The organism is Streptomyces hebeiensis (assembly GCF_052983195.1).
In genome coordinates this window covers 4,035,138-4,058,260 of the sequence record NZ_CM129812.1, presented here as the reverse complement: position 1 = coordinate 4,058,260, position 23,123 = coordinate 4,035,138, and the positions used below count along the sequence as shown (strand labels likewise).

Annotated in this window: 22 protein-coding genes; 9 read left to right on the top strand and 13 right to left on the bottom strand. The window is 71.9% G+C overall.

Annotation, left to right across the window (positions count from 1 at the left end; translation table 11 throughout):
• Positions 1–22: 22 nt before the first annotated feature.
• Entirely contained in the window at positions 23–886 is an 864-nt protein-coding gene (locus ACU6P3_RS17680) for a DUF8083 family protein (RefSeq protein WP_030743962.1), read from the bottom strand.
• 191 nt (positions 887–1,077) lie between these two features.
• Between ACU6P3_RS17680 and ACU6P3_RS17675 the strand changes: the two genes are divergently transcribed.
• Together ACU6P3_RS17675 and ACU6P3_RS17670 are read left to right on the top strand one after the other, a co-directional pair.
• The gene (locus tag ACU6P3_RS17675; protein ID WP_447193157.1) at positions 1,078–2,178 is read left to right on the top strand and encodes a Leu/Phe/Val dehydrogenase; all 1,101 of its coding nucleotides are present in this window, start codon (positions 1,078–1,080) and stop codon (positions 2,176–2,178) included.
• A gap of 469 nt (positions 2,179–2,647) precedes the next feature.
• Positions 2,648–2,899 (top strand): DUF3073 domain-containing protein, encoded by a 252-nt coding sequence (locus tag ACU6P3_RS17670; RefSeq protein ID WP_030743966.1) that lies wholly within the window; start codon positions 2,648–2,650, stop codon positions 2,897–2,899.
• A 213-nt stretch (positions 2,900–3,112) separates the two neighbouring features.
• On the opposite strand, the gene purM is transcribed toward ACU6P3_RS17670, so the two are convergent.
• The 6 genes from purM to ACU6P3_RS17640 all read right to left on the bottom strand — a co-directional run bounded on the left by purM (position 3,113) and on the right by ACU6P3_RS17640 (position 8,876).
• Complete coding sequence (gene purM, locus ACU6P3_RS17665) at positions 3,113–4,183, bottom strand: phosphoribosylformylglycinamidine cyclo-ligase (RefSeq protein ID WP_447193156.1); 1,071 nt, start codon at positions 4,181–4,183, stop codon at positions 3,113–3,115.
• Positions 4,184–4,428: 245 nt separating this feature from the next.
• Entirely contained in the window at positions 4,429–5,955 is a 1,527-nt protein-coding gene (gene purF, locus ACU6P3_RS17660) for an amidophosphoribosyltransferase (protein ID WP_030743970.1), read from the bottom strand.
• A 130-nt stretch (positions 5,956–6,085) separates the two neighbouring features.
• The gene (locus tag ACU6P3_RS17655; RefSeq protein ID WP_447193155.1) at positions 6,086–7,057 is read right to left on the bottom strand and encodes an META domain-containing protein; all 972 of its coding nucleotides are present in this window, start codon (positions 7,055–7,057) and stop codon (positions 6,086–6,088) included.
• A 163-nt stretch (positions 7,058–7,220) separates the two neighbouring features.
• Positions 7,221–8,033 carry a maleylpyruvate isomerase family mycothiol-dependent enzyme gene (locus ACU6P3_RS17650; protein ID WP_447193154.1) on the bottom strand — a complete coding sequence of 271 codons (813 nt, stop codon included), beginning with the start codon at positions 8,031–8,033 and terminating at the stop codon, positions 7,221–7,223.
• A 49-nt stretch (positions 8,034–8,082) separates the two neighbouring features.
• Positions 8,083–8,562 carry a PIN domain-containing protein gene (locus tag ACU6P3_RS17645; protein WP_447193153.1) on the bottom strand — a complete coding sequence of 160 codons (480 nt, stop codon included), beginning with the start codon at positions 8,560–8,562 and terminating at the stop codon, positions 8,083–8,085.
• Positions 8,559–8,876 (bottom strand): ribbon-helix-helix domain-containing protein, encoded by a 318-nt coding sequence (locus ACU6P3_RS17640; protein ID WP_344279576.1) that lies wholly within the window; start codon positions 8,874–8,876, stop codon positions 8,559–8,561. Before ACU6P3_RS17640 ends, ACU6P3_RS17645 begins: the two co-directional genes overlap by 4 nt.
• 180 nt (positions 8,877–9,056) lie before the next feature.
• On the opposite strand from ACU6P3_RS17640, the gene ACU6P3_RS17635 reads away from it, so the two are divergent.
• Together ACU6P3_RS17635 and ACU6P3_RS33600 are read left to right on the top strand one after the other, a co-directional pair.
• Positions 9,057–9,422 carry a hypothetical protein gene (locus tag ACU6P3_RS17635; RefSeq protein ID WP_447193152.1) on the top strand — a complete coding sequence of 122 codons (366 nt, stop codon included), beginning with the start codon at positions 9,057–9,059 and terminating at the stop codon, positions 9,420–9,422.
• Between the two features lie 27 nt (positions 9,423–9,449).
• Positions 9,450–10,151: an AAA family ATPase gene (locus ACU6P3_RS33600; protein ID WP_514414736.1), complete on the top strand. Its 702-nt coding sequence runs from the start codon at positions 9,450–9,452 to the stop codon at positions 10,149–10,151.
• On the opposite strand, the gene ACU6P3_RS17630 is transcribed toward ACU6P3_RS33600, so the two are convergent.
• A complete protein-coding gene (locus tag ACU6P3_RS17630; protein ID WP_344279567.1) occupies positions 10,036–10,365 on the bottom strand; it encodes a helix-turn-helix transcriptional regulator in 330 nt (109 codons plus the stop codon). The genes ACU6P3_RS33600 and ACU6P3_RS17630 overlap by 116 nt on opposite strands.
• 100 nt (positions 10,366–10,465) lie before the next feature.
• Here ACU6P3_RS17630 and ACU6P3_RS17625 point away from each other — a divergent pair, with 100 nt between their 5' ends.
• The 3 genes from ACU6P3_RS17625 to ACU6P3_RS17615 all read left to right on the top strand — a co-directional run bounded on the left by ACU6P3_RS17625 (position 10,466) and on the right by ACU6P3_RS17615 (position 13,009).
• Complete coding sequence (locus tag ACU6P3_RS17625; protein WP_447193151.1) at positions 10,466–10,876, top strand: STAS domain-containing protein; 411 nt, start codon at positions 10,466–10,468, stop codon at positions 10,874–10,876.
• A 119-nt stretch (positions 10,877–10,995) separates the two neighbouring features.
• A complete protein-coding gene (locus tag ACU6P3_RS17620; RefSeq protein ID WP_447193150.1) occupies positions 10,996–11,871 on the top strand; it encodes an LLM class F420-dependent oxidoreductase in 876 nt (291 codons plus the stop codon).
• A gap of 133 nt (positions 11,872–12,004) precedes the next feature.
• On the top strand, positions 12,005–13,009 hold the full coding sequence (locus ACU6P3_RS17615) for an ABC transporter substrate-binding protein (protein ID WP_447193149.1): 1,005 nt from the start codon (positions 12,005–12,007) through the stop codon (positions 13,007–13,009).
• A 74-nt stretch (positions 13,010–13,083) separates the two neighbouring features.
• Here ACU6P3_RS17615 and ACU6P3_RS17610 read toward each other — a convergent pair whose 3' ends face one another.
• The 3 genes from ACU6P3_RS17610 to ACU6P3_RS17600 form a co-directional block, all read right to left on the bottom strand.
• Entirely contained in the window at positions 13,084–14,550 is a 1,467-nt protein-coding gene (locus tag ACU6P3_RS17610) for a lysine N(6)-hydroxylase/L-ornithine N(5)-oxygenase family protein (RefSeq protein ID WP_447193148.1), read from the bottom strand.
• Between the two features lie 122 nt (positions 14,551–14,672).
• Positions 14,673–16,811, bottom strand: coding sequence for a pyridoxal phosphate-dependent decarboxylase family protein (locus ACU6P3_RS17605; RefSeq protein WP_447193147.1), 2,139 nt, complete (start codon positions 16,809–16,811; stop codon positions 14,673–14,675).
• Positions 16,811–18,283, bottom strand: coding sequence for a diaminobutyrate--2-oxoglutarate transaminase family protein (locus ACU6P3_RS17600; RefSeq protein ID WP_447193146.1), 1,473 nt, complete (start codon positions 18,281–18,283; stop codon positions 16,811–16,813). Before ACU6P3_RS17600 ends, ACU6P3_RS17605 begins: the two co-directional genes overlap by 1 nt.
• Before the next feature lie 868 nt (positions 18,284–19,151).
• On the opposite strand from ACU6P3_RS17600, the gene ACU6P3_RS17595 reads away from it, so the two are divergent.
• Positions 19,152–19,490: a hypothetical protein gene (locus ACU6P3_RS17595; protein WP_447193145.1), complete on the top strand. Its 339-nt coding sequence runs from the start codon at positions 19,152–19,154 to the stop codon at positions 19,488–19,490.
• On the opposite strand, the gene ACU6P3_RS17590 is transcribed toward ACU6P3_RS17595, so the two are convergent.
• On the bottom strand, positions 19,491–20,396 hold the full coding sequence (locus ACU6P3_RS17590; protein ID WP_447197935.1) for an endonuclease/exonuclease/phosphatase family protein: 906 nt from the start codon (positions 20,394–20,396) through the stop codon (positions 19,491–19,493).
• A gap of 175 nt (positions 20,397–20,571) precedes the next feature.
• The gene (locus ACU6P3_RS17585) at positions 20,572–21,615 is read right to left on the bottom strand and encodes a hypothetical protein (RefSeq protein WP_447193144.1); all 1,044 of its coding nucleotides are present in this window, start codon (positions 21,613–21,615) and stop codon (positions 20,572–20,574) included.
• 370 nt (positions 21,616–21,985) lie between these two features.
• Here ACU6P3_RS17585 and ACU6P3_RS17580 point away from each other — a divergent pair, with 370 nt between their 5' ends.
• Entirely contained in the window at positions 21,986–23,113 is a 1,128-nt protein-coding gene (locus ACU6P3_RS17580; protein ID WP_344279540.1) for an AAA family ATPase, read from the top strand.
• Positions 23,114–23,123: the final 10 nt, after the last annotated feature.

The following is a 23,123-nucleotide window of genomic DNA, read 5'->3' as shown; positions in this document are numbered from 1 at the left end:
CAGTCGGCGGACGATCGACCGCTCAGTTGGCGAACTGCCGCTCCCGCACGGCCCGCCAGCGCTCCATGAGCCGCCCGTACGCCTCCCCCGCGCCCTCGCCGTCGCCGTCCCGCAGCGCGGCGATCGCGGCGGCCACGTCGGCCGCCGAGCGGTCCTCGGCGAGTGCGGACTCGGGCAGGGCGTGCACCAGCCCGCCGTAGTCCAGTTCGACCAGCGAGCGCGGGTGGAACTCCTCCAGCCACCGCCCCACGTCCACCAGCCCCTCGATCAGCGGCCCGTCGTCCATCGTGTCCCGCAGCGTCTTCAGCGCGCGGGCGAGACGCCGCCTGGCCTGCACCATCGGCGTCCGGTAGCGCAGCACCGGGGCGGCCCCGCCGCCGTCGCTCCCGGCTCCGGTACCGCCCGCCTCGTACAGCCGCTCGTCGTCCGAGAACAGCGCGAACCAGCGCGCCGGCACCTGCCAGACCGCCGTCCTGATCCAGGGCCGGGCGTCCGGATTGCCCTCCCGCCAGCGCTCGTAGTCGGCCGCCGCCTGGCCGCGCACGACCGGGGGCAGCACGGCGTCCAGCAGCGGCGCCGGGAGCTGTTCCCTCAACTCCTCCAGCGCCAGCCAGCCGCGCAGCCGGGTCCGCCACGGGCACACGCACACCACGCCGTCCACCTCGGTGACGAACGCGTCGCCGCTCTCGTGGACCGGCACGGGGACCGGTGGGGTGGGCACCAAATCGGCCAGGGAACGCCGTAGTTCGTCCTGTGCGGTCGGCGTACGGTCCCGCTTGGCGTAACGCGCCCAGTGCGCCCTCTCGGGCTCGGGGAACGCCGCCAACGGCTCGTAGATCCGCAGGTAGGACGAGTAAGGGACGAGAATCGCAGACACCGCCGGCATGCGGCGCATCGTCCCATGCCTGTACTCCGCAAGGGGGTGATCCGCAGCACTGCGGCTGATCCACACCCCCGGAGGACTTACGCTCTTGCTTGCCCGGCCCGCGGCGCGTGTCCGCCGCGCCCGCCCGGCGGTCCTCCCCACCCACAGGAGGGTCGTTCCCCATCGCCGATTCGTACTTGGGAGTCACCACCGTGACCGATGTGACCGGCGTGCCTGTCGATGTGCTGCACACCCTGTTCCGCTCCGAGCAGGGCGGCCATGAGCAAGTCGTGCTCTGCCAGGACCGTGCCAGTGGCCTCAAGGCCGTCATCGCCATTCACTCGACGGCCCTGGGCCCCGCCCTCGGCGGCACGCGCTTCTACCCGTACGCGAGCGAGGAGGACGCCGTCGCCGACGCGCTGAACCTCTCCCGCGGCATGTCGTACAAGAACGCCCTCGCGGGACTGGACCACGGCGGCGGCAAGGCCGTGATCATCGGCGATCCGGAACAGATCAAGACCGAGCGACTTCTGCTCGCTTATGGCCGATTCGTTGCCTCTCTGGGGGGCCGTTACGTCACGGCGTGCGATGTGGGCACCTATGTCGCGGACATGGACGTGGTCGCGCGTGAATGCCGCTGGACGACGGGCCGGTCCCCCGAGAACGGGGGCGCGGGCGACTCCTCGGTCCTGACCGCCTACGGGGTCTTCCAGGGCATGCGCGCGAGCGCCCAGCACCGGTGGGGCGACCCGTCGCTGCGGGACCGCACGGTCGGCATCGCCGGCGTCGGCAAGGTCGGGCACCACCTGGTGGAGCACCTGCTCCAGGACGGCGCCCACGTCGTCGTGACGGACGTACGGGAGCAGGCGGTACGGGCGATCACCGACCGCCATCCGCAGGTGGCGGCCGTGGCCGACAACGACGCCCTGATCCGCACGGAGGGCCTGGACATCTACTCGCCGTGCGCGCTCGGCGGCGCGCTGAACGACGAGTCGGTGCCCGTCCTGACCGCCGCGGTGGTGTGCGGCGCGGCCAACAACCAGCTCGCCCACCCGGGCGTCGAGAAGGACCTCTCGGACCGGGGCATCCTGTACGCGCCCGACTACGTGGTGAACGCGGGCGGTGTGATCCAGGTCGCCGACGAACTGCGCGGTTTCGACTTCGAGCGGTGCCGGGCGAAGGCGGCGAAGATCTTCGACACGACGCTGGGGATATTCGCACGTGCGAAGGCAGACGGCATTCCGCCGGCCGCGGCGGCGGACCGGCTCGCCGAGCACCGGATGGCCCAGGCCCTGGAGGCCGGCTCGCGCTGACCGTCGCGGGGCCGCCCGGAACCGGCCGTCACGGACCGCGCGCCGGCCGCCGCGGAAGCGCGTCGGCCTTGCCGGGGGCGGCCGGTACCCGTCGCCATGGTGTCTGAAAATCGCCGTAAGAACGACGGAAACTCAACACTGGAGGCGACGCGGGCGGGTGGTGATTGACGCGTCCATGACATGGAACGCCCCGCGAGGGGCAGCCCGTCTCGGTACAGGAGACGAGACTCACGCCGGTCGGCGGGTCGCCCCGCCCAGAAGAGGTTAAAATCGCAGCTGACCAGCGAGGACGGGGCGCCTCGCCGGGCCTGCGCCAGGGCGCGTCATGCGGGCGGCGTACCGTATGGCCGCAGAAGCAGGTACCGTTGAAGCCCTACGGACGGGTCTCTCCGCGGGGAGCTCGTTCTGATTCATGAACGCGTGTCAAGACTCTGGGGCCGTCGAGCCCCGTCACCGAGGGGGTCGAGCCATGGGGCGCGGCCGGGCCAAGGCCAAGCAGACGAAGGTCGCCCGCCAGCTGAAGTACAACAGCGGCGGGACTGACCTGTCGCGTCTGGCCAACGAGCTGGGCGCGTCGACCTCGAGCCAGCCGCCGAACGGCGAGCCGTTCGAGGACGACGACGAGGACGACAACCCGTACGCACAGTACGCGGATCGGTACAACACCGACGAGGACGAGGACGACGAGGCCGGGCCCTCGACGCAGCGCCGCGGCGCTTGACGTCCAGATCGTCCGTCTTCCTCGCAGCAGTACCTCGCGGACCCGGTCCGGGGCCACCGCCCCGGACCGGGTTCTGTGCTGCCCGTACGCCAGTGAGCCGGCACGGTCCGTGACCGCGGGGTCGGACGGGGCCGACGATCCCGGCGGGGCCGACGATCCCGCCGGCCCCGTCGGTCCCGTCGGTCCTTCCCGGCACCGGTGTCCGCCTCCGCCTCAGGCGGCGTAGTCGCCGGTCAGCGCGGCGCCCTCCGTGTGGTCGCCCCGCTCGGTGATCTCTCCCGCGACCCAGGCGTCCACCCCCCGGTCCGCCAGCGTGGTGAGCGCGGCGTCGGCCGACTCGGCCGGGACGACGGCCATCATCCCGACGCCCATGTTCAGCGTCTTCTCCAGCTCCAGGCGCTCCACCCGGCCTGCCGTACCGACGACGTCGAAGACCGCGCCGGGCGTCCAGGTCGAGCGGTCCACCGTGGCGTGCAGTTCCTCCGGGATGACCCGGGCCAGGTTGGCCGCGAGTCCGCCGCCCGTGATGTGGCTGAAGGCGTGCACCTCGGTGGTCCGGGTCAGCGCCAGACAGTCCAGCGAGTAGATCTTGGTGGGCTCCAGCAGTTCCTCGCCGAGGGTCCGGCCGAACTCCGGCACCTCCCGGTCCAGCGCCCAGCCGGCCCGGTCGAAGACCACGTGCCGGACGAGCGAGTACCCGTTGGAGTGAAGACCGGACGACGCCATGGCGACCACCACGTCACCCGTACGGATACGTTCCGGGCCCAGCAGCCGGTCCGCCTCGACCACGCCCGTACCGGCGCCCGCGACGTCGAAGTCGTCCTCGCCGAGCAGCCCCGGGTGCTCGGCGGTCTCGCCGCCGACCAGCGCGCAGCCGGCCAGGACACAGCCCTCGGCGATGCCCTTGACGATGGCGGCGACCCGCTCCGGGTGGACCTTGCCGACACAGATGTAGTCGGTCATGAACAGCGGCTCGGCCCCGCAGACGACCAGGTCGTCGACCACCATGCCGACGAGGTCGCGGCCGATCGTGTCGTACACGCCCATCCTCCGGGCGAGGTCGACCTTCGTACCGACACCGTCGGTGGCGGAGGCGAGCAGCGGGCGCTCGTAGCGCTTGAGGGCGGACGCGTCGAAGAGGCCGGCGAAGCCGCCGAGGCCACCGAGGACCTCGGGGCGGCGGGTCTTCCTCACCCACTCCTTCATCAGCTCTACCGCGCGGTCTCCGGCTTCGATGTCGACGCCCGCGGCGGCATAGCTGGCACCAGTGGTCGTTTCGGACATGGCTGGCTACTTTCCTGTCGGCGTTCGGTCGTCGGACGGTACGTGAGGTGCGCCGTCACCGTCGGACGGGGCGGTACGGGCGTACGGCGTGTCGGGGGCGTACGGGCTGTTGCGGGCGCCCGGCGTGGCGCTGTCGCGGACATACGGGCGGACGGGAGCGCCTGCCACGGGCGGGCGGCGCGGGCGGACGCGAGGGCATCGGCGGGACATGAGCGTACTGAGGCGGACGCGAGCGGGCGCCGGTCCTACGGGCGCCGCAGCGCGTCGGTCGCCGCCGTGTTCGCCGTGCCCGCCGCCAGCTCCGTCTCCAGCAGCCGCTTGCCGAGCAGCTCGGGGTCGGGCAGGTCCATCGGGTACTCGCCGTCGAAGCAGGCCCGGCAGAGGTTCGGCTTGGCGATGGTCGTGGCCTCGATCATCCCGTCGATCGAGATGTAGGCGAGGGAGTCCGCGCCCATCGAGACGCCGATCTCCTCGACCGTCATGCCGTTGGCGATCAGCTCCGCGCGGGTGGCGAAGTCGATGCCGAAGAAGCAGGGCCACTTCACGGGCGGCGACGAGATCCGGATGTGCACCTCGGCGGCGCCGGCCTCACGGAGCATCTTGACCAGGGCGCGCTGGGTGTTGCCGCGGACGATGGAGTCGTCCACCACGACCAGGCGCTTGCCGCGGATGACCTCTTTGAGGGGGTTCAGCTTCAGGCGGATGCCCAGCTGGCGGATGGTCTGGGACGGCTGGATGAAGGTCCGGCCGACGTAGGCGTTCTTGACGAGCCCGGAGCCGTAGGGGATACCGCTGGCCTCGGCGTAGCCGATCGCGGCGGGGGTGCCGGACTCGGGCGTCGCGATGACCAGGTCGGCCTCGGCAGGGGCTTCCTCGGCCAGTCTCCGGCCCATCTCGACCCGGGACAGGTAGACGTTCCGGCCGGCGATGTCGGTGTCCGGCCGGGCCAGGTACACGTACTCGAAGACGCAGCCCTTGGGCTTCGCTTCCGCGAATCGCTGGGTGCGCAGACCGTTCTCGTCGATCGCGATCAGCTCGCCCGGCTCGATCTCCCGGACGAAGGCCGCACCGCAGATGTCCAGCGCGGCGCTCTCGGAGGCGACCACCCAGCCGCGCTCCAGCCGGCCCAGGACCAGCGGGCGGATGCCCTGCGGGTCGCGGGCCGCGTACAGCGTTCCCTCGTCCATGAAGACGAGCGAGAAGGCGCCCTTGACCTCGGGCAGGACACGGGCGGCGGCGTCCTCGACCGTGAGGGGCTTGCCGTCGTCGTCCGTCTGCCCGGCCAGCAGCGCCGTGACCAGGTCGGTGTCGTTGGTGGCGGCCACCTGCGTGGCCCGGCCGTTCTCCTTGGGGAGGTCGGCGACCATCTCGGCGAGCCGGGCGGTGTTGACCAGGTTGCCGTTGTGGCCCAGCGCTATGGAGCCGTGGGCCGTCGCCCGGAACGTCGGCTGCGCGTTCTCCCACACCGAGGCTCCGGTGGTGGAGTAGCGGGCATGGCCCACCGCGAGGTGGCCCTGGAGCGAGCCGAGCGACGTTTCGTCGAAGACCTGGGAGACCAGGCCCATGTCCTTGAAGACCAGTATCTGGGACCCGTTGCTCACTGCGATGCCCGCGGACTCCTGTCCACGGTGCTGCAAGGCATACAGACCGAAATAGGTAAGCTTGGCGACCTCTTCGCCCGGAGCCCAGACTCCGAAGACGCCGCATGCGTCCTGGGGGCCCTTCTCGCCGGGGAGCAGGTCGTGGTTGAGTCGTCCATCACCACGAGGCACGCCACCGAGTGTAGGCGAGATCGACCACTGGTCCGAATTGGGGATACGGGCCCGGCGCGGGCGGGGCGCTCCGGCGGGGGTGGCGGAGCCGCCTGATCAGGCGCATGCCAGCCGGTACGCCGGACGCGCGTCAGGCCCGTGGCGGGACGGCCCTCCCGGACGGTTCCGGGGAGGCGGCGACGGCGTCGAGGCCCTGTCCGCCCTCCGTCTCGAGCGTCAGGGAACGGTGGCGCAGCTCATATGTGATCTGTCCCTCCAGTACCTTCCTCACCTGCTGTTCGAGCTTCATCTCGGGCTCCGCGCAGGACATCCGGGTGGAGACGATCCGCCCGACGCTGATCGTGGATCCGGAGACGGTGGCGGGGGCGCTGAAGCGGTTGCAGCCGAGGTTGCCCTTCAGGGTGCCTTCGGTCTTGCCCTTCGGGCCCCCGGCCTTGTCCTTTGCGCCCTCGGACTTGTTTGTGCCCATCCCGGCCTCCTTGCCGGCTTGCTCACTGAACGTGAAGTACGCCTTGCCGTCGGTGCCCCGGGGCAGGGAGGCGGCGACGTCGCCGTCGGTCAGCGCGCTGACGCTCCACTTGGTGCCGATGAGGGAGGAGTCTGGCTGGGAGCTGAGTGCGATGGTGGCGGTGCCGTCGGAGGTGGTGAGGGTGAGCCGCCTGTCCTGCGCCTCGCCCTGGACCTTCGCGGTGAGCTTCCCGGAGAACGCGCCGTTCAGCGCCTTCTCGAAGTCCTGGAGTTCCTTCTCGCAGCCGATCTCCGTGGTGCGCTTGTCGCCCACGGTGACGGTGTCACCGTCGACGGTGACCTGCGCACCGATGGAGTTGCAGCCCGTACGCGCGCTGGCCTGGCCCCGGTCGTCGATCTCCACGCTCGCGCCGGCGGGCGGGACGGCCTTCTTGCCGTCGACGGTGACGCTGTCGACGCCCCAGCGGACGCCGGTGAGCGGGAGGTCGGTACGTACCGAACCGCTCCCCTTGCCCTGCTTCGAGGCGGACGACCCGGATCCGGACCCTGCCCCGGACTCCGTGCCGCAGGCGGCCAGGGAGAGCAGCGCGACGGTAGTGACGGCAGTGACAGGAATGATCTGCTGTTTCCGCATGCCGATGGGACGGGAGGGGTGGGGTCGCGGTTCCGTCCTGTGTCCCGACGTCGCGGTATCGCGGGTGCGGCGGCCTCGCGGGGGCGTGTTGGCGCGGCGTCAGGGCGTCAGGGAGTCGCCGCCTCAAGCCGTCACCCCATCAGCGCCTCACCGCATCAAGGCGTCACCGCATCAGGGGGAGCAGCCCGCCCAGGTCGGCGCGCTCCCCGCTCGCGGTGACCCGCGCGGCGTCGATCTCCTCGGTCCAGGTGGTGCGGCCCGTGGCCAGCCGGGCCCAGGTCAGCGGGTCGGTCTCCACCACGTTGGGCGGGGTGCCACGCGTGTGCCGGGGACCGGCCACACACTGCACGACGGCGTACGGCGCCACCCGGACCTCGGTCGACGCGCCGGGCGCCTTCACCGCGAGGGCGTCGGCGAGCACCCGCGTACAGGCGGCGAGCGCCTGCCGGTCGTACGGGATGCCCAGCCCGGCCGCCCGGTTCAGGTCGTCGGTGTGGACGACGAGCTCGACGGCGCGGGTGACCACGTAGTCCGCGAGCCGCATGGCCCCGACGCGTACCGCGAGCACCCGCTCCCCGGACGCCCCGGGCCACAGCGCGGCGCCGCGCTCGGCGACCCGCTCGAACAGCTCGGCGGGCTCCGCCGAGGCGGCGAGGGCCGCCACGTCCTCGGAGATGGCGCCGGCGTGCCGGGCGGTGGCGAAGGGCCACTCGGTGAGCGCGACGACGGGACCGGCGGGCCCGCTCCCCGCCCCGGACGGTGCGGGCTGCTCGATGTACCGGCTGACGGAGTCCACGCCCATGGCGATGTGCGCCACCAGCTCCCGCACGCTCCAGCCCCCGAGCCCGGCCGGCAGCGCCAGCTGCCGCTCCGACAACCCGCCCACGGCCTCCCGTACGTTCCCGAACTGCGCGAGCACGGCGGCCCGGGTCCTGACGGGGTCGTAACCGCGCGGGCGCTTCTTGGCAGGTGGCATGGAGTGAGGCTATGCCGTGGCAGCGCGCCGGTCACAGCGGACCGGCTGATCAAAGGTCCATCGGCAGCAGGCGGAAGGAGGCGTGGCCGGTGAGGGGACGCATCGCACGGAAGTCCCGCTCGTCGATGGTGAAGACGCAGTCGGTGCGGTACTCCTCGGCAAGTGCGACGCAGGTGGCATCGGTGAGATCGACAGCGAGGCCCGCATAACGGTTCATCACCACGGTGGCCGTACGGAGGATGTTCTCGTCGATGACGGGGATCACCATGCGGGTCAGTGCGACCTGCGACAGGATCCATTGGAGCGTCCTCCGGGACTCCTCCGCCCCCAACTGCCGTACTTCGTGCGGACGCCTCCCACCGCTCCGGTCCTTGACCGCTCTGCGGACCATGTGATCGAGCTCTGTGAGCACCGTCGGAGGGATGACGACCAGTCCTGCTTCGGCCAGGGCATGCTGAATCTGCTTCTGCTGCGGGTGCGCCCGGTCGAGTGCCCCGAGCATCGCACCCGTATCGGCGATCAGGATCACGCGGCGTGGCCCCCATGGCCGCCGCGCTGTCCGTGGCCTCCGTGAGTCTTGTGGTCCCCGTCAGCCTCGTGGGACTCCTCAGATGCGCGGGAGTCGTCGTAAAGGATCTCCCGCACACGGTTGGCCAGGGTCGGATCACCACTGTCGAAGGTGGGCATGTCCAATGGTTCTTCCCACCGGCGCTCACCCATCGCCGCCAGGTGGATCCCCCGTCGGATTATCTCCGCTTCGGGCACCCCCCGACGTGCGGCCGCTTCCTTGATGACCGCGAGGTCCTGCTCTTCCACGTAGACCGTGGTCCGCTTGAGGCCCATACACATACGCTACCTCACGCATATAACCCTTCTGGCGTCAACCAAGGCCGGGGACGGGGCGGGGCGGGACCGGGGCCGAGGAGGCACCGGAGGGTGGTTGGAGGCGGGCGTTCCGTGCCATGCTCAGGGCGCGGGGCGCCCCGACGCACGAGGGCGCCGACGTATGAGGTGGGGCCGTACGTGACGGCGGCCGTCGCGGCGTACGGAAGCGCCGTGGTGACGCGGACCACGGACTCGGCCGCCGACGCGACGGTCTCGCTGGGACGGCGCATCGTGCAGCGGCTGTGGCGCCGCGAGGAGAGCCGCGACGACATCGGGACGGCGATCCGCAACCTCGCCGACGCGCCGGACGACGCGGACTTCCAGGCGTTGCTGCGCGCTCACATCAAGCGGGCCCTGCTCGACGATCCCGCGCTCACCGCCGACCTCGCGCGGCTGCTCCCCGTCTCGGGCGGCGCCGTCACCGCCTCCGGTGACGGCGCCGTCGCCGTACGGAACAACTCCGGGGTCATCAGCACGGGCAGCGGCGCCACCGTCCAGCGGTGACGCGCGAGCGGGGAACGCGGACGAACAATGACGGACGGGCGGCGGGCGGTGACAGGCAGCCGCGCGGTGACGGACGGCCGCGCGGTGACGGACGGCCGCGCGGTGACGGACGGCCGGGCGGTGACGGACCGCCCCGGCGTCGCGGCGGCCGGAGCGCGGGCCGTGGCTGTCGGCACCGATCAAGGTGTCATCAGCACCGGCGACGGCACCGTGATCGACAGCCGCACCATCAACCTGCCGGCCACCGCCGTCCGGGGACCCGGTGAGGTGCGAGCCGCTGACGGCCTGGACAATCTGCCCGCGCCGCACAGCCCCGTGTTCGTCGGCCGCCATGCGGACATGGCGCGGCTTCGCTCGGCGATGGGCGGCGGCCCGCCGACACCCCCGACCGTCGTGCACGGCCTCGGCGGGACGGGCAAGAGCACCCTCGCGCTGCACTTCGCCCACCGCCACCGTGAGCACTACAACCCGGTCTGGTGGGTCCCCGCGGACACGCCCAGCGGTGTGACGAGCGCGTTCGCCGCGCTGGCGGGCCGGCTCCATCCGGGCGGCCCGACCGGCCTCGCCTGGTCGCCTGTCGCGTCGGCCGGGAGCCGTGCCCCGCCGGCAGCAACTACTGGAAGGAAGGCTCCCTGTCGCGGTCGGACTCGTCCTGCGCGAGGAGTGAGAGCAGTGAAGCGACGGTCAGGCGGGCTTCCGCCGGATGGCGCAGCACCTTCTCCGCATTGATGCGGTAGGTGTTCGTGCGTCCGTCGCGGGTGTGGGAGAGATAACCGTCTTGCTCAAGATCCGAGATGATCCGCTGAACGGCGCGCTCGGTGAGCCGGCAGTGAGCGGCGATGTCGCGGATGCGCACGCTCGGGTCGTCGGCGATGGCTGCAAGGACGCGCGCGTGGTTGGTGATGAACGTCCATCCGGTGCGGTTTGCGGACTCTCCGGTCATGCATCGCATGGTAAACGAAAGGTTTGCCAGAACCCAGTTACATGACATAGTTTTCACGCATTGGCCGACACGTTTTAGTGGGCGGGCAGGAGGCTCTGGCATGCCATGGGAGAAAGCGGTCGCAGTGGGCTCTACGAGCGACACCGCTGGGAGCAGCGCGCGTACGCCCGACCTCGCCGACGGGCACGGCGCGACGTGGGAACCGGTGGCTCAGTACCCGTGGCGGGACGCCTGGGTCGTCGTGGCCGACGGTGAGTACGACATGCACTCGATCCCGCCGCTGGCCCACGCGTTGACCACCGCGGCCGCGACCCACGCGAAGGTGGTCCTGGACACCTCCCGCGTCACCTTCGCGGACTCTTCGCTTGTGAACCTTCTCGTCCTCGTGCGCCAAAGAACCGCTCTGCGCGTGGCCGCACCCGGGCCGAGGCTGCGGCGTCTGCTCGACATCACCGGGGTCGACACCATCCTTCACGTGCGGTCAACCGTGGAGGAAGCCGCCACCGCCTGAGACCGAGCACCGGGTGCGCCAGAGCGATCCGGCCCCGTGTTCGTGTTGTCGTGACGTCGGCGTGATCACACGACAAGATCGGAGGCGAAGACGGACCCCAGCGCACCAGGAGAGACACCATGGCAGCAGCACAGGACAAGCCGGGCCGCTACGGAATCTGGAGCGCGGAACTGCGCTCCGAGGAGCCCGCACTCCGTGCCGAGATCCCCGAGGCCGCAGCGGAACTGGAAGAACTCGGCTTCGGAGCCGTCTGGCTGGGCGGCAACAGCGCGGTCGAGCACGCGGTACCCCTGATCGAGGCCACCTCGACGCTCACCGTCGCCACCGGCATCCTCAGCATCTGGCAGCACGAGCCCACCGACGTCGCCGGCCAGTTCCAGGCGCTGGACTCCGCACACCCCGGACGGTTCGTGCTCGGCATCGGCGCGAGCCATGCCAAGATCGCCTCGCAGTACCGGCGCCCCTACTCCTCCATGGTCACCTACCTGGACGGCCTGGACGCGGCCGGCGTCCCGGCGGAGCGCGTGGTGCTCGCCGCCCTCGGCCCGAAGATGCTCGGACTCGCCCGCGACCGGACCGGCGGCGCCCACCCGTACCTCGTCACCCCCGAGCACACCGCACAGGCCAGGGAGATCCTGGGCTCCGGCCCCCTCCTCGCGCCGGAGCTGAAGGTCGTCCTGGATGCCGACCCGGACACGGCCCGGGCCACCGCACGCGGTTACCTCGCGGGGTACCTGGCCCTGCCGAACTACACCAACAGCTTCCAGCGGCTGGGCTTCACCGAGGACGACTTCGCAGGCGGCGGCAGCGACCGGCTCATCGACGCGGTCTACGCCTGGGGCACCGACGAACAGATCCGCAGCCGCGTCGACGCCTTCCACGCGGCCGGCGCGGACCACGTGGCCCTTCAGATCGTCACCCCGGACACCACCCTCAGCGGCCCGGCATCCCTGCCCCGTGCGCAGTGGCGCCGCCTGGCCGACGTACTGACCTGAGCCGGCCGGCCCCACCACCGCACCACCACCCGTGACCGGACCGTGACTTGTTGCCGCGTCGGCCACAAGGTTAGGTTTGCCTTATTTACGTCCGGGAAGTCCGGGCTGTCGCCGTCGCCGGGAGGCTTCCGCCGTGTCACAGACCTTCGTCCGTCGTATCGCCGTGACCGCCGCCGCCACCGCGTTCGCCCTCTCCCTGACCTCCTGCACCGGCGACAGCGACGCGGGCGGGGGGAGCGGCGGGAGCGGCGGCAAGGACGCCTCCTCCGGCGGCGGTGCCGCGACGCACACGGTCAAGACCGTCATGGGCGACGTGAAGGTGACGGACGCGCCCGAGCGCGTCGTCGTCCTGGACACCGACGCGCTCGACTCCGCCGTCACCCTCGGAGTCACCCCGGTCGGCGCCACCACCGTCGCCGACAAGGCGCCCTTCTCCACGTACCTCCCCCAGGACGAGCTCAAGGGCGTCAAGCCCGTCGGCGTCATCGCCGAGCCGAACCTGGAGGCGATCGCCGCGCTCGAGCCCGACCTGATCCTGAGCAGCAAGGTCCGCGACGAGAAGAACTACAAGTCCCTCTCGGCCATCGCCCCCACCGTCTTCTCCGAGAGCACCGGGGCGACCTGGCGCGAGAACTTCGCACTCCACGCCGACGCCCTCGGCAGGAAGAACGAGGCCAAGAAGGTCGTCGCCGACTACGACGCGCACGTCAAGCGCGTCACGGAAGCGCTCGGCGGGGCGGACAAGGCGAAGCGGACCACGTTCGGCTTCGTACGGTTCGTGGAAGGCGCGGACACCCGGATCTACATGAACAAGACCTTCGTCGGCTCCCTCTTCAAGGACCTGGGTGTCGGCCGCCCGGACAACCAGGACGCGGAAGCCTTCTCCCTCGACGTCAGCCCCGAACAGATCGACGAGGCCAACGCGGACGTCCTCTACTACTCCACCTACGGCGACGCCAAGAAGGCTCAGGAGACCGACATCGTCGGCGGCCCCCTGTGGAAGAGGCTGGACGCGGTGAAGAACGGCATGGCCTTCAAGGTGGACGACAACCTGTGGATGCTCGGCATCGGGTACACCGGCGCGGGCCAGGTGCTGGACGCCATCGAGAAGAGCTACACGTCCGCCGCCGAGCAGTAGGTCCGACCGGACCTGGGCCGGGCCCGGATACGGACCGGGCCCGCTGCCGGTCCCGCCTTCCCTACGGCTCCGGCCTACGGCCTTTCCGGCGCCCCGAACGTCGTCCACGCCACCCGCTCCGGCACCCGCAGCACCGTCCGCCCCGCCGCCGCGTTCAGGATCGTCGCCGCCCGCCACGCGCCCAGCGTCAGGTCGGGCGCGCCGACGCCGTGCGTGTGCAGTTCGGCGTTCTGGACGTACAGCGTGCCGGACACCCGCGCGTCGAGCGCCACCCGGTACGAACCGTCGACCCGGTAGCGGCCCCTGTCGTCCCAGTCCACCAGCTTCGCCAGCGGCTCCAGGAAGGCCGGGCGCGCCGCCGCGTACCCCGTGGCCGCCACCACCGCGGACGTGCGCACCTCGAAACACGTGTCCTGCTCCACGTGCCGGCACGTCAGCAGGACCCCGTCGCCCGTGCGCTCCGCGCCCTCGATCGCCACGCCCGGGTGCAGCGCGGCGCGCGGCGGCGCACCGCCGACGGTCCGTTCGTACAGCTCGTCGTGGATCTCGGCCAGCGTCTGCTCGCTGACGCCCTTGTAGAGCTGCCACTGCTCCCGTACGAGCCGCTCGCGGCGCTGCTCGGGCAGGGCGCGGAAATAACGGATGTAGTCGGGGGTGAAGTGCTCCAGGCCGATCTTCGAGTACTCCATGGGCGCGAAGGCCGGGGTACGCGCCAGCCAGCGTACGTACGGGCCGCCCGCGCCCGTGCCGTCCTGGTGCCGCAGCAGGTCGAGCGCCACCTCCGCACCGGACTGACCGGCGCCGACGACCGTGACGTCGTCCAGCGCCGCCAGGCGCGCGCGACGGGCGCGGTAGTCGGCGCTGTGCAGGACACGGACGTGGCCACCGGAGCCGGTGCCCTCTCCTCGTTCCTCCTCGTCACTCGCGAGCAACGGCCGCAGCGCCTCCGGCACCACCGGCAGCGTGCCCACTCCCAGTACGACCTGGAGCGCGAGCACCCTCGACTCCACGGCGCGTGCTCCCTGGTCGTCCGCCGAGCGGTACGTGACGGCGAACGCCCCGGCGCCCTCGTCCCACGCCAGCTCCGTCACCCGCGCGTCGAACCGGCAGGAGGGCAGCCCCTCGGCGACCCATCGGCAGTAGTGGTCGTACTCGCGCCTCGGTATGTGAAACCGCTCCGAGAAGAAGAACGGGAACATCCGGTCGTGTTCACGCAGGTAATTGAGGTACGACCAGCGGCTGGTGGGGTCGGCCATCGTGACGAGGTCGGCAAGGAAGGGGACTTGGAGAACCGTGCCTTCGAGCAGCAGGCCGGGGTGCCAGGAGAAGGCGGGCTTGGCGTCGAGGAAGAGGGTACGGGGGCCCTGCGCCCGGCCGGCGGGGCCGTCCGCGAGACCGTCGGCGAGTGCGGCGAGGGAGAGGTTGAACGGGCCGATCCCGATGCCGACGAGGTCGTAGGGGCCCGGTTCGCCGCCCTGTCCGCTCTGTCCGTTCTGTTTCCGGGGTTCCTCACCCGTCTGTGCGTTGTCGGTCGTCGTCACCTGTGGGCCTCCGTGAAGGTGTGGGGTTTCGGTACGCAGGTAGCAGGTACGCAGGTAGCGGGTAGCGGGTACGCGGCTACACAGGTACTCACGTACGCACGAGGGTGAAGAGGCCGGCCGGGCTACCCGCCGCCCTCCTCCTCCGCCCGCCCCGCCGCCACCACCGCGTGCAGCAGGCGGTCCACCTCGGCGGGGGTGGTGTGCGGGTTGAGCAGGGTGAGCTTCAGGCGTACGCGGCCCGGGCCCTCCCCCGGGAGTTCCGTACGGCCGACGACCGCCCGGCCCTCGCGCAGGAGGCGGCGGCGCAGCGCGGCGTTGATCTCGTCGCCGCGCGACGCGTCCGACGGCAGGTACCGGAACAGGAAGGCCGTCAGCACCGGTTCGGAGTGCAGCTCCAGCCGTGGGTGTTCCCGTACGGTACGGGCCCCCGCCACCGCCAGGGCCCGGCAGGCGTCGACCAGCCGGCCCAGACCCTCCCGGCCCAGCGCCCGCAGCGTCACCGCGATCTTGAACGCGTCGGCGCGGCGCGTCGTCCGCAGGGAGAGGCCCAGCAGGCTCGGGTAACCGGCCTCCTCGTCGTCGGCCGGGTTGAGGTAGACCGCGCGCCGCGCGAGCGAGGCGTACGTCTCCGCGCGCCGCACCAGGAAGATCCCCGCCGCGGCCGGCTGCCAGCCGAGCTTGTGCCAGTCGAGGGAGACGGAGTCGGCGAGTTCGAGCCCGTCCAGCAGCGGGGCGAGCCGGTCGGAGAGCAGCGCGCCGCCGCCGTACGCCGCGTCCACGTGCAGCCAGGCGCCGTGTTCGGCGGCGAGTTCCGCGCAGGCGCGCAGCGGGTCGATCGAGCCGGTGTCCGTGGTGCCGGCGGTGGCGACGACGGCTACGGGCAGCTCGCCCCGTGCGGCACAGCCGTCGAGCAGCGACGCCAACGCCTCGGGAATCATGCGCAGTTCGTGGTCGACCGGTACGGGCAGCACCGCGTCCTCACCGAGACCGAGCAGCGCGGCGGCGCGCTGTACGGAGAAGTGGGCGGCGGCGGACGCGAGGATACGGGGCCGGCCCGGGCGGACGGTACGGACCGCACGGCCCGTAACACCCGGAACGCCCGTAGTGCCCGTAACACCCGGAACGCCCGTAGCACCCGTAGCACCCGTAGCACCCGGAACGCCCGTAGCGCCCGTAGCGCCCGTACGGCCTGTAACACCTGTAACGCCCGTACGCTCCGATCGGCCGAGGCGACCGGGTTGGCCGGGTCGGCCGGAGTGGCCGGAGTGGCGCGGACGGGCCGGGGTCGTCTCATCCATCCCCGCGGACCGCTGTCCCGGCACCCGGGCCCAGGTCCCCGGTACCCCGGTCATCTCGATCTGCTCGCCGGTGGCCGTGCCCAGCACGCGGTCCCGGGCGAGCATGAGGCCCATCAGGTTGGACTCCGTACCGCCCGACGTCAGCACTCCGGCCGCGCGCTCCGCGTCGTACCCCACCAGCCGCGCCAACTCCTTGAGCAGCAACGTCTCCAGCGCGGTCGCGGCGGGTGCCTGGTCCCAGGAGTCCTGGGAGGGGTTGAGGGCGGAAACGGCCAGGTCGGCGGCCACGGCGATGGCGAGGGGCGGGCAGTGCAGATGGGCGGCGCAGGACGGGTCGGCGGGGTCGGCGCTGCCGTGGGCGAGGAGTTCGGTGAGCCGGCGCAGCGCGGCGGCGCCTCGGGCGTCGGTCCGGGCGAGGGCCCTGGCTCCACGCCTCGGGTGCCCCGTGGGGACGCCCATGGCGCCGGTGCCCTCGCCCCCGGTCTCGCCGCCGGTCTCGCCCTCGCCGTCGCTGCCGCTGTCGCCGTCTTCCTTGCTGTCGCTGTCGAACGCCTCGGCCACCGCCGCCGCGATGTCCTCCGGCCGGCCGGGCGCGATCGGGCCGTCGCGGCGCTTGGCTCCCCCGGCCAGCGCCTCCAGCACCGTGGCGATCAGCGGTTCCAGCGCCTCGGGCCCGGACGGGCCGCCGGAGAGCGAGACCGGGCCGGCGTCCGTCCCCGCCCCCGGCCCCGGCTCAAGGCCGGCCCCGGCGGTCGCCCCCGAGTCCGCGGACGGATCGGTCAGCTGATCCGTGGCCACTCCTGCCCCCGCTCTTGCTCCCGCGCGACCGTCCACGCCCGCGTCCGCGCCAGCACCCGTGCCCGCGCCAGCACCCGCGCGCACGTCCTTCCCGGCCATCCCTCGCAACACCTCGTCCAGCGCCGCAGCCAGCGCTTCCGCCTCCGCTTCCATCTCCGTGGGCATCAGTGCCGTCCCCCTTCAGGACCCGGCGCGACACCGGCCGCCGTCTGAGCCGGGACCGGCGCGGCGGCGACCGCACCGGCCGCTGAAACGCCCGCGCCCACCTCCGCGCCGGCCTCCTTGCCGGCCTCCTTGCCGACCTCCGCGATCGCCTCGCCCAGCCGTTCCAGCACCGCCTCCGCCTCCTCGTCCGTGATCACCAGTGGCGGCAGCAGCCGCACGGTCGCCCCGTACCGCCCGCCCAGTTCCACGATCAGCCCCCGCGCCAGGCACGCGTCGCGCACCCGCCGCGCCAGCTCCGGCGCGGCCGGGCGCGCGCCGCAGGAGTCCACCGGGCCGGCCGGATCGACCATTTCCACGCCGATCATCAGCCCTCTCCCCCGGACGTCCCCCACCACGGGCACCGGCAGTTCGGTCCGCAGGCCGGCCAGCCGCGCCAGCATCCGCGCGCCGACGGCCGCCGCCCGCTCGGTCAGGCCCTCCCGGGCCACGTACCGCAGCGTCGCCGCGCCCGCCGCCATCGCCAGGGTGTTGCCCCGGAACGTGCCCGTGTGCGCGCCCGGCGGCCAGCCGTCGTAATCCTTGTCGTACACGATCACCGCGAGCGGCAGGCTGCCGCCGATCGCCTTCGACATGACCATCGCGTCCGGGACGATCCCGCTGTGCTCGACCGCCCAGAACGCCCCCGTGCGGCCGACCCCCGTCTGCACCTCGTCCACGATCAGCGGAATCTCGCGCTCACGGGTGATCCGGCGCATCGCGCGCAGCCAGTCGTCCGGTGCCGGCACCGCGCCGCCCTCGCCCTGCACGGCCTCCACGATCATCGCCGCGGGCCGTACGACACCGCCCGCCGGATCGTCCAGCAGCCGCTGGGTGTACGTGACGGACAGTTCGGCACCGCGCGCGCCGCCGACGCCGAACGGACAGCGGTAGGCGTACGGGTACGGCAACCGCGTCACCTCGGCCCCGCCCCCCGCGACCGGCTCCTTGACCGCCACGGCGCCGGTGACGCCGAGCGCGCCCGCCGTCATCCCGTGGTACGCCCCGGTGAACGCCAGCAGTCCGCGCCGCCCGGTCGCCGTCTGCATGAGCTTCAGCGCCGCCTCCACCGCGTCCGTACCGGCGGGTCCGCAGAAGTGGACGCGGGCGCGGTCCGCGAACGCCTTCGGAAGCGTCGCGAACAGCGCGTCGGTGAAGTCGTCCTTCTCCGGGGTCGCGAGGTCGAGGGCGTGCAGGGGCGCGCCACTGTCGAGGGTGCGCCGTACGGCCTCCTGTACGACGGGGTGGTTGTGGCCGAGCGCGAGCGTTCCCGCGCCGGAGAGGCAGTCGAGGTAGCGACGCCCGTCGGCCCCCTCGACGGTCATGCCGTACGCGCGGGCCGGGACGATCGGGAACGAACGGGCGTACGTACGCGCCGAGGACTCCCTGGCGCGCTGCCGCGCCAGGATGGCGTCGGCGGAGACGGAAACGGTCATGGCACAGCTCCGGAGGAGAGGGGTGGGGGAGAGGTGAGGGGGAAACCGGTCGTGCGGACGAAGGGAGAAAAGAAGAGGAAAAGGAGGCGGCGGAGTGGGAATCGTCAGGTCAGCGGAGTCGGAGCCGGCGGGGTCCGAGGCAGCGGAGGCAGCGAGGTCGGAGGCAGCGGAGGCAGCGAGGTCGGAGGCAGCGGTGGACATGACTTGGCGTCAGGGCGGGGACGGTGCGTAGGGGGGCGCATACGAAACAGCTTGCGCCACCGTTGAGTTGGCGCGCCCGCGAAAGGCGCCGCGAATGCGCCTCCGAGGGAGGGCGGGCGATGCTCCCCGGCGTTCGCCCGGCGGTCCGTCCGCGCTTTCCTCAGCGGGTGTCCGCCCGCCGCGCGCTCACCGAGGACACCGGGACGTCGTCGGCCCCAAAGGTTCGAACTCGCTTTTGGCGTGGGCAGCGGATATGGCGACGTTGCCGAGGGCACTGCGACTGGTGAGCAGGTGGTGACCGACGGGACGGTTATAGGCAAGGGAGCGGCCCCGGACGATCCGCCCCCGAACGCTCCGCCGCGAACAGCCTGCCCCCCGAACGCACCGGCGCCGAACGCTCCGGCTCCGGCCGCACCGGCGCCGGACCACCCGACTCCGTTCGCCCCGATGGATCGCCGTAGCGTTGTCCACTCTCCGCACGGTGCCTCCTCCTGCACGAACACGATCGGGCGCTTAGGTAAGCCTAACTTAAAGATCGCATGAGCAGCGCGAGCACCCGAACATCCCCGGGAGTACGCTGACACGAAAGGGTGCGTGCCAACTCATTCCCGGCACCCCTGGGTGCGCTTCCCGCACCCGCCCGACGCCTCCCGGAGGCGAGTGCTCGATGAACAACCTGCTCAGCGTGGTCGCGATCCTCGGACTGATCGTGATCGGTGCGACCGTGATCCAACTCATCAACGGCCACCGGCGGGGCGGCGTCGCGGCGCAGGGCTACGGCCGGACCGCCTGGAACCCCCGGCAGCGCCCCGCCCCAGCGGACGACGACACCAGGGCCCACCCCACGGACGCCGACACCGACCCGCGCCGCGGCCACTACTGGCACCGCCTGCGCGCCCGCGCCCGGGGCCGCCCGCACGACGTGAGCCACGACGCCGGCCACGGCGTGGGCCGCGGGAGGGGAAACGGCATCCCGCACGGCCCGACGGAGTCCGACACGGGATAGTCAGTTCAGCTTGAGGCGCGCGGCGACCGGCAGGTGGTCGCTGGGCGTGGCGGGCAGGGTGCGGATGTCGGTGACCCTCGCCCCTCGGGCCATCACCTGGTCGATCCGCGCCACCGGGAACGTCTCGGGGAAGCTGAGGGCGAAGCCCCGTTCCGCCACGTTCATCCGCGAGGTCACCGGCGCCAGCCCCCGGTCGTCGACCGTGCTGTTGAGGTCCCCCATCAGCACGATCCTGTCCAGCTCCTCGTCGGCGACGGCCTTGCCCAGCAGACCGGCGCTCTCGTTCCGCCAGGCCGCGGCGAGGCCGCTCGCCCGGACGCGGATGGAGGGCAGATGGGCCACGTACGCCGCGAACTCGCCCTGGGGCGCGCGCACCTCGGCCCTCAGCCCGCGCTTCCAGCCCTCACCGATGCCGCCGGGCGCGATGTCCAGCATCCGCGCGTCGGACAGCGGGTACTTCGACCAGAGCCCGACGGTCCCCTCCACCGCGTGGTGCGGGTAGTCCGCGGCGAGCGTCTTCTCGTAGACGGACAGCGCCGGCGGCACCAGTTCCTCCAGCGCGATGAGATCGGGATCCGCCTCGATCAGGGCGCGGGCCGTGCCCTCCGGGTCGGGGTTCTCGTCGCTGACGTTGTGCTGGACGACGACGAGATCGTCCGCGTCGGACCGTTCGGCGGGCAGCAGCAGCCCGCCGAAGGCATACGCCCAGGCCGCCACCGGCAGCAGCAGGGCCACCAGCGCGAGGGCCGAGCGGCGCAGCAGCGCCAGGCCGAGCAGTACGGGAACGGCGAGGCCGAGCCAGGGCAGGAACGCCTCCAGCAGACTGCCCAGGCCGAGTACGGCGTTGGACACGAACCGGTGGAACACCAGCAGCCCGGCCGTCAGCAGGGCGAACGCCGCGAGCACCCGCCCCCGCGCCCAGAACGACCGCTGCTCCACCACGTCCCCCTCACCGCTCCGCACCGGTCGCCACCGGCCCGGCATTCGCCCGTTAGGACGTGCAGGCGGTGATCAAGGTTCCGACAGACCCGGAACACGCACCCGGGCCGCCCACGCGCGGTTCCCTGAAGGACCCGGAGGTTCAATCGCCCTCGAGCCCGGGGGTCGCCTCGCGGGCGCATGGCCCGCAGAGACCGGGCTCGGGCGCCCGGTAGGCGCGGTCGCAGCGATCACAGTTGACGAGCGGGTCGACGCGCGGCGCCGTCGGTACGGCGGGCAGCGGTGGCGGCAGCAGCGTGGTCAGGCGGTGCCCGAGGAACGCGGCGGGATACCGGATCGGCTCCTGCGGCAGCATCGCGGTCAGGGTGCGCTGTACGGCTACGGGCTCGACGCCCCGCTCCAGCCAGGCGGAGACGGCCGGGGCGAGGCGGGCCACGTCGCGCGCGGAGAGCAGTAAACGCGCGTCCTGACGCCGAAGACCGGCGAGGAGATCGGCGGCGGCGCGATGGCGGCCGAGGTCGGGCTGCTCGGGCGTCGGCAGGGACGCTTCGGGTGCGGCGGGGACGGGCGGCGCCGGCGGGGCCGGCGACACGGGCGACACGGGCGGTGCGGGCGGCGTGGGCGGCGTGGGCGGCGTGGGCGGTCCGGCCAGGACGGGCGACACGGGCAGCATGGGCGGCGCGGCCAGGACGGGCGGCGCCGGCGGGGCCGGCGGGGCGGGCGACACGGGCAGAGCGAGCGGGATGAGCGACACGGGCGGGGCGTGAGGGGCGGGCGGTGCGGCCTGGGCAGCCGGGGCTTCCGTACGGCCGGAGTCGGCAGCCGCCGGATTGTCGTACGCGAACGTCCTGGTCACCCACCGCCCACCCGCCCCGCGCTCCCGCCTGCGCACCAGATAGCCGCACTTCTCCAGTTCGCGCAGGGCGGCGGCGATGGCGATCTCACCTTCGGGGAACCTGGCGGCGAGGGCCTTGATGCCGATCTTCGAGCCGTCGGGCAGCGACTGGATGTACAGCGCCAAACCCCGTGCCACCAGGGACAGTTCCCGGTGCTGGGCGAGGTGGTTGCCGACGACGGTGAACCGTTCCGTATGCCGGAACCGGATGTGGGTGACCCCGGACGGGGGAACGTCGGCCGGAACGTCCGACGCGGTACACGGGTGCGCGTTAAGCTGCTGAAGAGCCATTGGGAAGGTGTGGTCTTCCTGTGTGGTCAGGCCCTCGATCGGGATTGCAGTCCCATCGGGGGCCGAACTTTTTGTGAGGTCGTGTCGCCGAGCGTAACCGCACCAAACCTCCCCCTACGACCAGATGTTGGCGGATTCACCCGCGCGAGTGAGGGACGCGCGTGAGTGAACCGGGGGTCTGGTGGGGAAGGGTTCTTCCCCACGTTTCTTGCATCAGTTCACGTCGCGCCGGACCGGGTCGGGGCCCACCGGATCGGGTCCACCGAGTCGCGGTGCACCACGACCCGGCGGACCGCCCGCCGCACCAGGCGTCGGCGCCGCGCGCCCGTGCCTGAGCTCGACAGCTCGATAGCTCGATACATTGATGACCATGTCACGCAGGGTTCGACGCATCACCGTCAGCGGCTACAAGTCGATCGAACAGGTCGAGCTGGCCCTGAGCCCGGTCACCGTGCTCGTCGGCCCCAACGGTGCGGGCAAAACCAACTTCATCGAGGCTGTCGAGCTGCTCGGACGCATCGCAGACGGTGAGCTGGGCATGGAGGTCGGGCTGCGTGGCGGGGCCGTAGCCATGCTTCACGACGTGGCCAAGGGGTCCGCGGGAATCGGGCTGCGTGTGGAGGCCGACGAAAGCGATCTTGTGAACGCCTACGAGGCAACGTTGGTTCCCTCACATCGGGGAGAACTGGTCTTCGGCCGTGAGGTGGTGGAGTTCCACGACAAGACGCGTTCTGAGCAGCCGCTGAAGCAGGAGATCGGCCGGGGCCACAGCGAGTCGAAACTCGCCGAGGCCGCGGAAGAGGGACCGTTCAGAGCCGGCGGCGTGGCCCGTCACACACTGGACATACTGCGGGGCTGCCGCGTCTACCACTTCCATGACACGACCCCCGGTGCCCCGGTGAAGCAACCGGGCTACGCCTCCGACACGGAGGTCCTGCACCCGGACGCACGCAATCTCGCCGCGTTCCTGCGACGCATGGGCGAGGAGCATCCTGCGGCGTACAAGCAGATCGTGCGTACGGTCCGTTCCGTCGCGCCCTTCTTCCGTGAGTTCGTCCTCACCGAGGACGCAGCGACACGCGTGCTGCTCCGGTGGAAGCAGTTCGGGTCCGACACGGTGTTCCCACCCGACGCACTGTCCGACGGCACGCTGCGTTTCATCTGCCTTGTTGTCCTCCTGCTCCAGCCGCGACCGCCCGCGCTGCTCGTGCTCGACGAACCTGAGCTCGGACTGCACCCCTTCGCAATCACCGTCCTGGCGGAGCTGTTCAGGTCGGCCGCCGGCCACAGCCAGATTCTCGCCGCCACCCAGTCCGTCACGCTGGTCGACCAGTTCGGGCTCGACGAACTCGTCGTCGCGGAGCGCGTGGACGGCTCGACGAAACTGCACCGGCCCGATCCCGAGGCACTGGCAGCCTGGCTCGACAGTTACTCGCTCGGTGACCTGTGGCTGAAGAACCTGCTGGGTGGTCGACCCCGGCCCGAGCGGGAGCGGTGAGGCGGGGGAA